This is a genomic window from Stackebrandtia albiflava (assembly GCF_007994225.1).
Lineage (GTDB): Bacteria > Actinomycetota > Actinomycetes > Mycobacteriales > Micromonosporaceae > Stackebrandtia > Stackebrandtia albiflava.
Window position 1 is genome coordinate 1 of record NZ_VLLL01000008.1, and the last position, 13,981, is coordinate 13,981.

The 13,981-nt window shown below is 69.6% G+C and carries 16 protein-coding genes; 13 read left to right on the forward strand and 3 right to left on the reverse strand.

All coding sequences use genetic code 11. From position 1 onward, the window contains the following. The 13 genes from LX16_RS21100 to LX16_RS28030 form a co-directional block, all read left to right on the forward strand. On the forward strand, positions 1-363 hold a 363-nt coding region (locus LX16_RS21100; protein WP_147142120.1), incomplete at its 5' end, for an IS3 family transposase. A 246-nt stretch (positions 364-609) separates the two neighbouring features. After that, entirely contained in the window at positions 610-930 is a 321-nt protein-coding gene (locus LX16_RS21105; RefSeq protein ID WP_147142123.1) for a YbaB/EbfC family nucleoid-associated protein, read from the forward strand. After that, on the forward strand, positions 927-1,232 hold the full coding sequence (locus LX16_RS21110) for a YbaB/EbfC family nucleoid-associated protein (protein WP_147142125.1): 306 nt from the start codon (positions 927-929) through the stop codon (positions 1,230-1,232). Before LX16_RS21105 ends, LX16_RS21110 begins: the two co-directional genes overlap by 4 nt. Position 1,233: 1 nt before the next feature. After that, on the forward strand, positions 1,234-1,893 hold the full coding sequence (locus tag LX16_RS21115) for a hypothetical protein (protein ID WP_147142128.1): 660 nt from the start codon (positions 1,234-1,236) through the stop codon (positions 1,891-1,893). Beyond that, a complete protein-coding gene (locus LX16_RS21120) occupies positions 1,890-2,690 on the forward strand; it encodes a hypothetical protein (RefSeq protein ID WP_147142131.1) in 801 nt (266 codons plus the stop codon). The genes LX16_RS21115 and LX16_RS21120 overlap by 4 nt, the downstream gene beginning before the upstream one ends. Continuing rightward, positions 2,690-3,346 carry a hypothetical protein gene (locus LX16_RS21125; protein ID WP_147142135.1) on the forward strand — a complete coding sequence of 219 codons (657 nt, stop codon included), beginning with the start codon at positions 2,690-2,692 and terminating at the stop codon, positions 3,344-3,346. The genes LX16_RS21120 and LX16_RS21125 overlap by 1 nt, the downstream gene beginning before the upstream one ends. A 309-nt stretch (positions 3,347-3,655) precedes the next feature. Beyond that, positions 3,656-4,636, forward strand: a complete 981-nt coding sequence (locus LX16_RS21130) for a LacI family DNA-binding transcriptional regulator (RefSeq protein ID WP_147142136.1) — start codon at positions 3,656-3,658, stop codon at positions 4,634-4,636. 107 nt (positions 4,637-4,743) lie between these two features. After that, positions 4,744-5,091, forward strand: a complete 348-nt coding sequence (locus tag LX16_RS21135) for a hypothetical protein (RefSeq protein WP_147142139.1) — start codon at positions 4,744-4,746, stop codon at positions 5,089-5,091. A gap of 427 nt (positions 5,092-5,518) precedes the next feature. After that, a complete protein-coding gene (locus tag LX16_RS21140) occupies positions 5,519-5,836 on the forward strand; it encodes a hypothetical protein (protein ID WP_147142144.1) in 318 nt (105 codons plus the stop codon). A gap of 335 nt (positions 5,837-6,171) precedes the next feature. Beyond that, positions 6,172-6,483: a hypothetical protein gene (locus LX16_RS21145; protein WP_147142147.1), complete on the forward strand. Its 312-nt coding sequence runs from the start codon at positions 6,172-6,174 to the stop codon at positions 6,481-6,483. A gap of 1 nt (position 6,484) precedes the next feature. Then, positions 6,485-8,113 carry an alpha/beta hydrolase gene (locus LX16_RS21150; protein ID WP_147142150.1) on the forward strand — a complete coding sequence of 543 codons (1,629 nt, stop codon included), beginning with the start codon at positions 6,485-6,487 and terminating at the stop codon, positions 8,111-8,113. A gap of 106 nt (positions 8,114-8,219) precedes the next feature. Beyond that, the gene (gene mycP / locus LX16_RS21155) at positions 8,220-9,374 is read left to right on the forward strand and encodes a type VII secretion-associated serine protease mycosin (protein ID WP_158645677.1); all 1,155 of its coding nucleotides are present in this window, start codon (positions 8,220-8,222) and stop codon (positions 9,372-9,374) included. 84 nt (positions 9,375-9,458) lie between these two features. Further along, a complete protein-coding gene (locus tag LX16_RS28030; RefSeq protein ID WP_280176824.1) occupies positions 9,459-9,587 on the forward strand; it encodes a hypothetical protein in 129 nt (42 codons plus the stop codon). A 223-nt stretch (positions 9,588-9,810) separates the two neighbouring features. Here the strand turns inward: LX16_RS28030 and LX16_RS21160 are convergent, their stop codons facing one another. The 3 genes from LX16_RS21160 to LX16_RS28300 all read right to left on the reverse strand — a co-directional run bounded on the left by LX16_RS21160 (position 9,811) and on the right by LX16_RS28300 (position 13,896). After that, positions 9,811-10,230: a type II toxin-antitoxin system HicB family antitoxin gene (locus LX16_RS21160; protein WP_147142156.1), complete on the reverse strand. Its 420-nt coding sequence runs from the start codon at positions 10,228-10,230 to the stop codon at positions 9,811-9,813. Between the two features lie 134 nt (positions 10,231-10,364). After that, on the reverse strand, positions 10,365-11,630 hold the full coding sequence (locus LX16_RS21165) for a DUF6236 family protein (protein WP_147142158.1): 1,266 nt from the start codon (positions 11,628-11,630) through the stop codon (positions 10,365-10,367). A gap of 1,258 nt (positions 11,631-12,888) precedes the next feature. Continuing rightward, positions 12,889-13,896: an Acg family FMN-binding oxidoreductase gene (locus tag LX16_RS28300; RefSeq protein WP_425304439.1), complete on the reverse strand. Its 1,008-nt coding sequence runs from the start codon at positions 13,894-13,896 to the stop codon at positions 12,889-12,891. Positions 13,897-13,981: the final 85 nt, after the last annotated feature.

Consider the following 13,981-nt stretch of genomic DNA (forward strand, 5'->3'; position numbering starts at 1 on the left):
AGCCTTCACCTGACGACCACGGCGTTGCGATCAGCGATTGCCACCCTCCCGCGAGGTGCTCACCCCCTGGTTCACACCGACCAGGGCTTCCAGTACCGACACCCCTACTGGCGTCGGCTCCTGAACGAGGCCGGCTTGGTCCAGTCGATGTCACGCCGCGGCAACTGCCTCGACAACGCCGTAGTCGAGAACTTCTTCGGCCACCTGAAATCCGAGATCTTCCAGCATGAACGCCCACACACCCCTGACCAGCTCATCACCGCCGTCAAGGAATACATCACCTGGTACAACACCGAAAGAATCCACACACGACTAGAGGGTCTGAGCCCGGTCGAGTACCGGGCCCAGACCCTCGCGGCCTAACCTTCAATAACCGGTCCAACTATCAGGGACCAGTTCAATCGCGACCGGCCCCACACCTTTCCTGTCGCCGGCTGGCTCACTGCCCACAGTGAACGGTTACTTGCGCCGGTTGCGCACGGGTGCTATGACTGTAAGCGACGAGCACGGGAACCCCTCGACGCAGCACACGGCCCCTTCCACGCGCACGTCCACGTGGTGGTCTTACGGAATCGGCATCACCGGTACACACGGAGGACCAAGACGGAGATGACGCACCCCTCGGCGGACCTCGCCGCCCAGATCAACACCGCCCGGATCAGCCTGACCGCCGATACGCCCGAGTCGTTCGACGGCTTGGCGGCACGGCTGGGGGAGATCGAGTTCGAGACCCTCTCGCCCTGCCGGTCGGTATCGGTGTGGATGCGCGCCAACGGGTCTCTCGCCGACGTCGTCATCGCCGACGGCGCCATGGACCGGCGAGACAGTGACGAGATGGCCGCGTTGATCGGCCGAACCATCACCACCGCGGAGGCCACCATGCGAGACGCACTCCGGCTCGCCACGAAGAAGCACGGGGACGGCGCGTGACCGACGAGGACTTCTGGGAACGGGATCGTGCCGCGTGGCGGGACGCGGCCTCCGGTCTCGCGGCAGCGGAGAAGAAGTCGATCCAGGCCGTATACGGAGCGGAGTCGGCCAACCGTCTGGTGCGGGTCGTCATGAAGGGCGACTTCCGGCTCGCCGTGCTCGGCATCCATCCCGGGGCCTACGAAGCCATGACGGAGGACGAACTCGGCGATGCCGTGATATCCGCATACAACAACGCCCGCCGGGCGGTACACCGAGGACAACTCGAACACCTTCTTCACGCCTCACGACAGGAGGGATGACATGTCCGACGAGTTCGAGGTCCAACAGGAGGCCCTTCTCGACTTCGCGAGGTTCGCCGACGCCAAATGGATCGACCTGGAGCCGTGGTCGAGCCTGCACGCCACCGACTTCCATCCGACGCCGGCCGCCTTCGGCGCGGTGTCCGCGGACACGGTGGACGTGGAGTACCAGTACTGGCCCTTGACCCCGGAGGAGTTCGAGCAGGAGAAGAACATCACGTTGAACCCCAATCGCGATCCCGGACCGGAGGTGTTGCAGACGTTCGGCACCACCGGTGCGAATGTGGCGTCGTACATCGCTCGATACGGCCAGTACGTCAACATCGGGACGCTCCTCGTGGGGCAGGTCGACTGGGGAATGGACACCGAGGTGGCGGACTGGTTCGAGTACTACGCGGCACGCGGTCCGGGCGGCGGCACGATGGTGTTCGACGCGGAACCCACCGACGCGCCGTGGGCGGCCAAGCTGCACGGCGACTGGTGCGCGGCGGTCGACAACCGGTTGAAGGAGGTCGATGAGGTGCGAAACGAGATCGACTTCCTCGTTCCCCTGCTCGCCGACGCGGCACAACGGTACGCGGACGTCGACGTGACCAACGCGGTGTCGCTCGACAAGTACGCCGACCCCGGCTCCTACTACTTCCCGGAGGACCTGCCGTGACCTCACTGCACGCCGTCGCCCACGGCAACGCGTTGAACATCGGCACCGCCGACCATCTCGCCAGGCTCGTCGCCCCCGGCGCCGCGACGCCGGGGCAACTCATCAACTGGATCAAACGTTTCGACACCGCTCAGCTCGACGACATCATCGAGCGTTTGGAGGACTTGGTCGGTCCGTACGGGAATACCGTCTCCGGTGAGCGAATCGCGGATGTGTCCGCACGCTGGACGGGCGACGGAGCCGATGCCTTCGTGTCGCGATGGAACCAACTTCGTATGTATATCGGTGAAGAGGAGGATCAAGGCCGCCGCAACGCCTTGGCCGAGCAACTCGGGGCTATGAAGGATCTACGTGCGAAGATCCAGGAACTCTACGACGGATGTGCCGCCGACATCGAGACGTACCTGGGCAACCTGCGAGCCGAGTACGTGAAGGCGCTGTGCCGGGACGCCGACGGAGCCGCACTGAAACAGGCGTTGACCGACGGTGGTACGGGGTCCGGTTGGGGGTCGCCCTTCGGCCTGGTGGGTACCGCCGCCGGAACCGCCGTCGGTGCGGTCGTCGGCCTGATCAACGGTTTCAGCACCGCCTGCCAGCAGCGGGCCACCGCACTGTTCGGAACGGGCACCAACATTCACGACCTCGCCACCACACTCAGCAAGGAGGCCAGCGCGCTGGAGCTCGCCGCCGACGGTACGGACGGTTTGTCGTTGGAGTTCCAGGCTTACAGTCCCGATACGAGAGCGGCCGGTGTGGAGGACTGGGACGAATTGGAGAACGAATGGGTGGTCGTGTGATGCGACGACACCTCTTGTCGTGGGGTTTGACGGCGGCACTTCTGGTTCTGGGAACCGTCGCCTGTGGGGGTGAGCCCGTCTCCGAATCGGAGTCCACCACGTCGGCCGGTGCGCAGGAGCCCTCCCCATCGGTCGATCAACGCCTGCTGGGCGACGGGTTCGGTGCTGAGGAGTGGGAAACGCAGTGCGATGCCTTGAAGGGTGCGTTGGCGAACTCGTTCGATTCGGTCGAAGTCGAGCTGGACGAGACCGAGGACGGCGATCCACTCTGTACCGTCAGTGGCCGGGACGATTCGGCGCAGTTGAGGGCGAGCATCGACTTGACGCACTACGTGCTTGAGCCCGAGGAGATCGAGGACATCCAGGACGTCATGAATGCGGAGGGTGATCCGGCGAGTGAGTGTGAGGTGATCCCATTCTGGGTGGACGAGGCGACCGAGATGCAACTCGACGGGCGACCGTACTGCGGCAGGACGGCGGTGGCGGAAGAGGCGTGGTCGTTCTCTTCGGCCTACTTCACGACTAGGGCGACGACCGTTCAGGTGACCGCGGTCATCGAGCCCGACGACAACAGCCGGGCGGGGGAATACGAAGCGGACGCCGAACGACTGCGGGATGTGGCCTTGCGGGAGCTATGGTCGCATCTCGGTGAGTGATCGATCGGTGACAGTCATCGTCCCGTGGTCTCGAACGCCTTGACGCAGACCGTGTGCGGAATGTGTCTTCCGGCGAGGCGAGCCGTTCATGAAGGGACGGGGCCGGGGATGGCATGTCGTGAGGGAGGATGTGGGGCAGTCGTCTGCGGCTGTGGTGCAACCCGGTGGGGTGCCGAGACGTGTGCTCTTAAATGTTTCGCAAATGGGGGACATATCGGGCCGTGGCGTCACGCAAATCGTCTTGCGAGCCGGTAATCTTGACGGTGGACAGCGGTTCCGGACGACCAGGTTTGAGGGAGTGGTTGCGCAGTGGCACGTCGTGACCGGGTCGGCATCACCGACGTGGCGGCCAAGGCGGGCGTCAGCGTCACCACGGTGTCGCATGTGCTCAGTTCTCGCCGCCCGGTGTCCGAGGCGACCCGGGCGAAGGTCCTGGCCGTCATCGAGGAACTCGACTACCGGCCGAACGAGCTGGCCCGCAGTATGCGCGCCCGCCGCACCCACACGGTCGGCGTGATCGTCCCCGACATCACCAACCCGTTCTACACGGCGGCATTCCGCGGCCTCCAGGAGGCGGTCGCGCCCGCCGGTTACCACTGCATCGTGACCAGCACCGACGCCGAGCGGAGTGTCGAACGCGACGTGGTCCGCCAGATGCTCACCCGCGTCGACGGCATCGTCATGTCCGGCGCGGACAAGCGCCTGGAGGACGTGCAACCGGTCGTCGACGCCGGTGTGCCACTGGTGCTGCTGGGCGCCGACCTGACCGGCGGCTTCGACGTGGTGACCAACGCCGACGAGGAGTCCGGAGCGGTGGCCGCCGAATACCTGGTCGGGCGCGGATACCGGCGCATCGCGTTCCTGTCCACCGAGTCCGAACCGGCGGCGCGACGGCTGGCGGGATACCGGGAGGTGGTGTCCCCGCCGGAGGAACTGATCGTGCCGGTCGCGGAGAGCCTCGAAGGCGGCGCGCGTGGTATGGCGACCCTCGCCGGCCTGGCCGAGCCGCCCGACGCGGTGATCTGCGGCAACGACGTGATGGCGATCGGCGCCATGTACGAGGCCGCCGACCGCGGCCTGCGGGTTCCCGACGACATCGCGGTCATGGGTTTCGACGACATCGACGCCGCCGCGCTGGTCTCGCCCCGGCTCACCACGATGGCCACCGCGTCCCGTGAACACGGCCAGGTGGCGGGGGAGATGCTGTTGCGCCGGATGAACGACGACGGCGCGGGCGAGCCGCGGCGGGTCGTGTTCCCGGCCAAGCTGATCGCCCGGGACTCCGCCTGAGACTGCCTCTCACATGCGGAACGCGTTGACGTGCCGTGGTTTCCGGCCTTAGGGTCGGCGTGCCCCGGTCGTTCGGTCCGGTGGTGTCCTCGTCGGGAGGTGCGGTGATGGACGTGACGTCGATGGTCCTGCGGGTGGTCGCGGCGGGCGTCGTCTCCGTGACGGCGGCACTCGCCCACGTCGGTGTCGCCGGCGCGGCACCCGCCGGTGTGGTCGAGGAGTCGGGCACCCCGGCGGTCTCGGACCGTCCTTCGGGCAGCCTCACCTCCGAACCCGGTCAGGGCGTCGAATGGTGGTGGCCCGCCGCCGCCCTGCTGGTGATCGCGGTCGCCGCAGTCTGGCTGTTCCTGCGGCGGCGGGCGGCGACCCGGCCGGTGACCTCCCCGCCGCGGCCTCCCGAGCCCCGGAGGCCCTACCGGTCGACGCCTCCGATCTACCGGCCACCCGAGCGCTGAGCCGGGTCCGGTGGAACGGGGGGCGGCCCGTATTCCGGTCGTTGGCGCGCTCCCTTTCGGAATCCGGCGCCCGTCCGCCGAACGGGTCCGGCGATGGACGAAGATGAGAGTCGTCGTGCCCATGCTTCACATGGAGACGCGAGACACTTATTGTCGTGTGGTGAGGTGATCGCACCTTCGGTCTGTGTGGACCGGTGGGACGCCCTCGTGAGACGTGCCGGGGCACGGTGTGACGCGCCCCGGCACCGGGACCATCCACGAGCATTGGAGTGACCATGGATGGCAGTGAAAGGATACGGAGGGATTCGGCCGTGATCCAGGTCGTCGAACCCGCCCGGTTTTCATATGGCGGACCAGAACGCCGGAGGGATCCCCTCACCGGCCGGGTGAGTGGTGAGAGTGGGCCGTGCGGTCCGGTGGTGTCGTCATGACCGCGCAGGACGCCGACCGGGCGGCGGCGACGGTGTGGGCGGACATGACGGTGTACGGCACCTACCGGGTGCCGACCGCGCACCAGACCCTCACGGTGACCTCGGCGCCGACGGCGGAGCACACCATCCGGGTGTGGGGGTGCTGGCGGGGTGAGCAGTCCTTGATCCTGACGATCTCGTGTCCGGACACCTGCCCGGAACCGCGTTGGGGCGCGGGCTGGGTGGACAACCCGCCGGACTGGCGGCGTGACATCGAGGCGGGGGCGTTGCGGGTGTACCGGCGCTGGCGGTCGGAGGGGCGGGCCGATGGCTGATCCGGCGGGTGTCCCGACCACGGTCCCCACGGTCCGGTGTCCACGTTGCCGGGTGCCCGGTGGCGCGGTGGTGTCGCCGGGTGCGGGCCGGGAGGGGCCGGGTTGCGGCACCTGCGGTGGTAGGGGTTGGCTGCCGTTCGGTCGGCGCGAGGCGCAGTCGGTCTAGTGGGTGTCGTCTCGGCGAGGTGGCCCGAGACCGGCCACGCCATCGGCGTATCGACGTTCCTAAAAATTATCAAATCGTTTTGCACCAGCCCTTCCCTCGGCGTGCGAATCCATTTAGAGTGACCGAAACGTCGGCGGTGCCCACCGGCCACGGCTGAAAGGGTTTCGGTATGCAGATCGATGAGGGACAGGTGCGTTCACTCGGCGCGCGCATCCGCACCCTGGGCGAGGACGCCGACGCATACCTGCGTGGCATGTCGGGCTCCTTCGAGGCCGGTTGCCAGGGCAACGACGGCTTCGTCGCGGTCGCGACCCTGCGACAGACCTTCGCCCGGTTGGAGGCGCTCACCGGCGCACTGGCCGGCGAGTCCCGCAACACCGGTGAGAAGGTCGTGACCGCCGCCGTCTGCCACGGACTCAACGACGACCGCCAGTCGAGCGGCTTCCGCGCGTTCACCGGCCTCGTGAACGGAGGCCGCTGACATGGTGTCGTTCCAACAGCTCCGCATGGCCGACCCCGGCACCCTGCGCGGCGCGGCCGACGCCGCCCGCAAGGTCGCACGGGAACTGGAACAGTTCGGCACCGACACCGACCGGCACCGGGTCGGCCTGGCCGCCGCCTGGTCGGGGACGGACTCCGACGCCGCCGGGGGAGTCCTGGCGAACCAGTTCGCCGACTACCGCAACACCGCCGCCTCCTACCGCCGGGTGGACTCCATCGTGTCCATGCTGGCCGGTGAGATGGACGGCGCCAGGCAGATCCTGGAGTCGGCGATCTCCATGGCACCCTCCATCCCCGGCCGGGTGGGCGAGGACGGCTCCGTCCACATCAACTGGGCGGCCCTGGGTTCCAGCCCGTCACCCGCCGCCGTCAGCGCGGCCCAGCAGCGTGCCCAACAGGTCGCCGGATACATCCGGCAGGCCGTCATGCGCGCCACCGAGGCCGATCAACGGGCGCAGGGCGAACTCGTCGGGCTCGTCGGTGCCACCAACGTGCGGCTCTCCGGGACCACCGCGCCCCGCATCCCCGCCGAGGGCACCGATCCCCGCCAGGTGAACGAGTGGTGGGACGGCCTCACAGACGCACAGCGCGAACAGCTCATCCAGAGCAACCCGCACGCCATCGGCGGCCTCGACGGCGTCCCGGTCGCCGCCCGCGACCAGGCGAACCGGCTCGACCTGGCGCAGGAACGCGGTCCGCTGCTGGAACGGCGTGCGGCGCTTCAGGAACGGCTCGACAGCCTCGGCTACCCCTCGCGCGGCGACTACGGTTACGCCCACGAGCACGCCCAGGTGAGCCGGGAACTGCGCCAGGTCAACGACCGCATCGCCAACATCGACTCGTTGCGGGAACAGATGGCCCGCACCGACCTGCAGGGTTCCACCGAACGGCTCTACCTGATCGACTACGACTCCGCGGCGGACGGCCGGGCGGTCATCTCGGTGGGGAACCCCGACCTGGCCGACAACGTGGTGACCTACGTGCCCGGCACCACCGCCGACGTGCCCGGCATCGGCGGCGACGTGAACCGTTCACTGTGGATGCAGGCGGACGCCGCCGCCGCGGACCCGAGCCGTACCACGGCCGCCGTGACCTGGCTCGGCTACGACGCCCCCGACCACGTGGTCCCCAACGCGATCTTCGACCACTACTACGAGGACGCCGCCGCCGACCTGACGTCGTTCCAGCAGGGACTCCGTGCCACCCACGAGGGCGCCCCGTCGCTGAACACGCTCATGGGACACAGCTACGGCGCCTCCACGATCGGCCACGCGGCGCACAACGCCGACCTGGGCGTCGACAACCTGGTCCAGGTCGCCAGCCCCGGCGGCGGCTTCGGGCGGGGCGACAACGCGTCCGACTACATCGGACTCACTCCCGAGCACGTCTGGGCGACCCGGGCGGGCGACGACCCGATCCGGTTCGTGTCCCAGATACACGGCAACGACCCCATGGATGAGGATTTCGGCGGCCGGACGTTCCCGGCCGGTGACGGTGGGCATTCGGGGTACTGGAATGCCGACAACGAGGCCCGCCGTCACATGGCCAACATCATCACCGGCCAGTACGACCGGGTGCCGAGCACGCAGCACCCGGTTCCGCAGCCGTAGTCCTCACGTCGCCGGTGGGGTCGACCGCCCACCGACTCCACCGGCGACCATTCGTTCAGGTAAACATGATGGCCCCGGTGTCGGCTCTCGATTCGGTGAGGTGGACGTGAAGCGCGTGGTGGCTCGGCTGGCGTCGGCGGTGGCGGTGCTGTGTGTCGCGGCCACCGGCGTGGTGGTGACGCCCTCCACGGCGTTCGCCGCCTGTGACGCGGAGTCCCGGGACGAACCGATGCCGCAGAAGCCGTGGCCGCTCGTCCGACTGCAGCCCGAACGGGTGTGGCCGTTGACCACCGGTGAGGGCGTCACCGTCGCCGTGATCGACTCCGGTGTGGGCGAACACCCCATTCTGGACGGTCAGGTCATCGACGCCTACGACTTCACCGAGGACGGCGCCGGCCCCCGCTGTGACCTGGCGTCGCACGGCACCCTGGTGGCGGGCATCATCGCGGGCAAGGCCACCGGGGAGTCCCCCTTCCACGGAATCGCGCCCGGCGCCAAGATCCTGTCGTACCGGGTCATCGAGAGCCTGGAGAGTTCCGGCCGCGACTCGACGGTGCCGGTCGTCAACGCCATAAACCAGGCCGTGGAGGAGGGCGCCGACGTCATCAACCTGTCGTTGACGGCGATTCACACCACCGCGCTGAAGAACGCCATCGCCAACGCCCACGACGAGGGCGTGGTCGTGGTGGCGGCGGCGGGCAACAGCGGCGCCACCGGCGGCAAGGAGTACCCGGCGGCGTACGAGACGGTCATCGCGGTGGCCGGGATCGGGCCCGACGGGGGACACGTCGACACCTCCAGTATCCGGGACTATGTGGACATCGCCGCGCCGGGCACCGAGATCGACGGCCCCGCCCCCGAGGGCGGCGGCTACGGTCGCCGTGAGGAGGGCGGGACGAGTTTCGCCGCGCCCTACGTGTCCGCGACGGCGGCGTTGCTGCTGGAGAGGTTCCCGGACCTGACCCCCGACGAGGTCGCCCACCGGCTCACCGTGACGGCCAACCACCCCCCGGAGGGGTGGAACGAGATCGTCGGGCACGGCGAGGTGGACCCGTACCGGGCCGTCACGACTGTGTTGGCCGAGGTGGAGGACCGGTTCGCCGCGCCGCCGATGGCACCGGTGGCCGCCGACGACCCCGGTCGGGCGATGCGGATGCGGGCGATGGTGCTGACCATCTGCGCGATCGGCCTGGTGGTGCTGTTCATGTGCGCGAAGGTGATCGTGCCGCGCGGCCGGAGCCGCAGATGGCGCGCCGGTTGACGCGGTACCCGCCGGCGGCGCGGAGTGGGTAACGGGGGCTCATCGGTCGCCGGGTGGATCGCGGCGGCCGGGACGAGCTGTGAGATGGGCAGCTCGGTACGCCCGTTCGGTGATCGCAGTGTCATCGCGCACTGCCCGTACCAGCCGCCGTCGCTCGACCTGATCCAGCGCAACAGCAGCCCCGGCACGGTGCTCGACACGTCGAGGCCGTAGGCCCGTACCCCGAGCGTGACGTTCTTGCGGGTGGCCGCCAGTGACGTGCCGATGCTCAGGTAGATGTCGACGCGCACGGGACGGGGCGGGAACACCTCCCGCACCGACACGTACCCATCAGACTCGGCCACGGTCGTACACTAGTACGAAAAGATCGCGGGGGAGCACCGGACCGGTCAGGTGGGCGGGCGACGTCTCGCTCGATTCGGCCCGGCAGGCGGCGTCATGTCGTCGTGCGGCGACGCGCGGACTTCTCACCGACGGCGGGGAGCCTGGTACGGCTCAACTGGGAAACCCGCTGGTAAGACACTCCCAAGACCTTTCCCGCGTCTCGTACCGACATCACGGATGTCAACCGTTGAGCCGCCTTGACCAGATTCACGGCTTCACGTTCGGACGCTTCCGCGCGACGCCTGCGGGCGAGCCGGAGGTCGTCCAGCTCGTGAGCGGCGGCGGGTACCTCGGTTTCGAGCTTCACCTCAACCATGTGGGCGGGGACGTCGACCATCAGCGCGATGGCCTCTCGGGCCATGGCCTCGCCTCGTTCGAGAGTCTTGGCTTGAGTGAACACGCCCGGGAGTTCCGGGACACTGATGGCCCACCAGTCACCGCTTCGCTCCGCGATGGCGACATAGGTCCTCACATCAGGCGCCTTCCGCGGGTCTTGATGATGCTCTTGGCGGTCAAATCGTTGATCTCGTCATGGCGGGGCACGATCAGGTTGGTCGACCTTATTCGGTACTTGTCGTGGCCGCCGCGGCTCTTGACCACACCGGTTCAGTGCCGCAGTGGGCGGCCGCCTCGGCGGCGCAACAGGTCCAGTGTCGACCGCAGTCCCAGGGTCCGCTCGGTCTGCAACAGGTAACCCGCCGGGGACGCCCGCACCGCCTCACGCCGCGCCCTCACCGCCGATCTGCGCACCGCCACCAGGCCCAACACCGCTCCGGCGGCAGCCAGCACCGGCTCACCCGCGGCCCAGCCACCCGCGGCCGTCGCCGCGGCGGCGGGCACCTCGAACCTGACCGCCGTGGTGTTCAGTGCGGCGTCGACGCCCAGACCCCGCAACGCCCGGCGCAGGTCCTCCAACGGCTGCCCGAACCGTCGTTCCACCTCGGTGGACAGATACGCGCGCAAGACCTCCGGGTCCGAGACGCCCGTCAGCCGGTCCGCCAGTTCGGTGGTGGTCTGTTCCACCAGGGTCGTGAACGCGTCGAACTCGGCGGCGTGTCGCCGCCGGACCTTCACGATCCGTGACGCCGGCACCGCCGAAAGCCGCTCGGGAACCACCAGCCGCAGCGCCAACTGCGCGACCACCGCCGATCGGTCCGGCGACGGGTCCGGTTCCGGCAACGGGTCGTCCAGCAACAACGCCGCCAACCGTTCCGCGTTCCAGTTGTGCGCCGACACGTGAGCCAGCGGTTCGTCGGTCACCGGTGACAGCCGGTTCGACAGCGCGAGCTGCTCGGTCAGTACGCACATGTACGCCCACGCGATGTTCGGATGCATCACCAGCCACCGGCCGGAGGGGACGGCGATCCCGGAGTCCAGGAGGACGGTGCGCAGTCGACGCGTCACCTTCGCGTCGTGGAGCCCCACCAGTCGGTCGAACCAGGTCTGCGGCACCGCATCGACCGATGGCCCCGGCCACCGGATGTGCATGGAGGACGCCCCACCGCCGACCGTGACGAACTCCCGGTACACGCCGTGGTATGTGCCCCCGCTGGTGGCGATGGAGCCGCTGCGGTCCAGGGGTATCGCGTAACGCTCGTGAAGGTAGTCCCGGAACGCCTCGACCGTCTCCGCCGTGATCGTCGTCGCGGCCTCCATGGCGGAGGTCGGCGTCACGTTCAGGACGAAGTCGAGATCGTCGGAGAGCGTCCGGGTGGTGTCGTCGTCGACGAGGGGCATGTCCGGGATGACGACCCGGGCCATCCTCGGCCAGTACAGCGCGGCGAGCTTCAGCCAGTCCGGGTCGCGGAAATGGGTGTACGGGTAGTACAGGCCGATCCGGATGTCGCACCTCCCGTTCGGGCCGTTCTCCATGATGGATGACCGGAGAGTGGTTCGTGCGAGGCGATCGGTTCGCCGTGCCGGCGTCCACCGTCGGTCAGTGCGAGCGTATCCCGAGGGGGCGAGACCCGGCGGCGGCGCGAACGGTGACTACTCTGTCACCGTGTGAGATGTGGCTCCGGCGGACGGCCACCACGGGGAACGGGAGCGACGCGGATGTACCGGCCACCCACGCAGCCCGAACCGGTTCCGCCCGATCTGCCGCTGTCGGAGTACCTCGCGCGGATCCGTGACATCGACATGCCCGACTGGCACGCCCGCCGGGACCGGTTCGCCCGGGTGCGGGATCTCGCGGCGGAACCAGTCGATCTGTTGCGCGGCGGTGCCGAGGACCTGCGGTCCGCCGGATCCGGCACCGCCGTCGCACTGCTCGCGGACGAGCTGGCCCGGCTCGCGGTGGAACTGGCCGGCCTGCGCGACCTCGCGGCGGCGGACGGTGATCGTGTCACCGAGGTGATCTGCGTACTGGACGGCCTGCGCGGCGACGCCGACCGGTTGGGCGCGGAGGACTCCGACTGGGAGGCCGACCTCGACGGCGACCCCGAGTGGCTGCGCACCGCGATGCGCGAGTCGGTGCGGGAGGAGTTGCGCGACCGCCTCGTCGAGGCCGAGACCGCGATACACGACCTCGCCGCGCCTTCCGAGGGGTCGGCCGCCGTGGACGAGGACCGCCGGGTGGAAGGCCGTGCCGGGCCGGTGGCACCGGGCGGGGAGGCACCGTCGCACCGGGCCACGGTCGGCCTCGCCTCGGTGGCCCCACCGCCGGAGCGGTCGGCGCCTCCGGTCGCGACCCCCGATGTGGAGGAGCGCACCGTGCCGTCGCACGACGAGGACGCCGCGCCGGTGGCGACGGTCGGGGTCGCGGCGCCCACGGCACCGGCGGCCGCCTCCCCGGCGGCCCCGCCGGGCAGTGGACGGCCCCGCCGGGAACCGGTTCCGGTGCGGTTGCCACCGGTCGTTCCCGGGTCGGGCCGGGCGACGCGCGGCGGCCGCGACACCCGCGCCTCGGGTCCGGGTCCGGTACGGCGGGACGCGCCCGACCACGTGGACGTCGCCGCGCACGTGACGGTCCGGGTGGAGTCGCCACCGGCCGTTCCAGCCGCCTGTTCACCGCGTGACCGGGCCGTCGATCCCCGCCCCGAGCCGGTCACGCCGGTGCCGGACGCCGCGCGGCGGGCCGGTCGGCGCCGGACCCGTCTGGCGGTGCTGGCGGCCGAGCCGCCCGCCGGGGTCAGTCCTCCCGGGCCTGCCGCAGGATCTCCGCTACCGACATCCGCGGCGTCGCCGGAGGCGCGAACCCGGGAGCGTGACTCCAACCCAGCCGAAGCACCAGGAGCGGATAACCGATCCCCATGAGCAACCCGGTGAGCCGGGCACGGGCGGTGTCCACCTCGATGGCCTCGCTGAACGGTTCCACCGACAGTCCCTCGTCGGTGGCGGCCAGCCACAGCGCGGACAGCGCCTCACCGGCCCGCAGCCACGCGTGGGCGGTGTCGGTGGTGCCGAACACCAGGCCGTACCGGGCGGAGGCGTCGGTCTCGGAGTCCTCGGGTGTGGACTCCGGCGGGCCACCGTGACCGAACCTGCGGGGCATCACCCGCACGTGTCCCGGCCTGGGGTTCACGGCGGCGGCGGGAACCCCGGTGCCGTCGTCGCGGAGCACCCCGGTCAGCCGGTCGAGTTCGGCGGTGCGGTGCGGGTCCGCCTCGATGACGCGGTGCGCGGCGTCGGTCGCGGCGGCCAGTTCGATGACCTCGGGGTCCCTGAGCAGATGGAAGTGGCCGCCCTCGGCCTCGGCGGCGGACTGGAGACGTTGCAGGACCGGTTCCGGGATCGGTGTGTCCGAGACCGGCCACCGGTCGGTGTGCCGGGACATCATCAGCCGCAGGGAGTCGGCGGCGGCCTCGGTGGTCTCGCCGGGTTCGCCCGCCGCGACGACGGCCAACAGCCCGGTGTCGGGCACGGTGTCCTCGGCGAGCCGGGTGACCGCCGGGTGCGGGTGCCCCTGGGCGGCCAGGGCGAGCCGGGCGTAGTGCAGGGCGGCTCCGCAACTGAACACCATGAGCCGCCCGTCGGGGTCGCTGGCCTTCAGTCGTCGGCGCGGGTCGACCGACAGCCGGAGCGTGTCGTTGTCGATCTCCCACCGCCACGGCTGCGAGTTGTGTACGGAGGGCGCGAACCGCGCGACGCTGACCGCGCTGAGGAGTGCCTGGTTGCGGTCGGTGGAGTTCTGGGACATCGTCACCCTTCCTGGCGTCCGCGGGCGGTCTGACGCCTGGAGTCTACGCAGGGTGACTCGTTCCGTGCGTGGAGTTGCGGAGTGT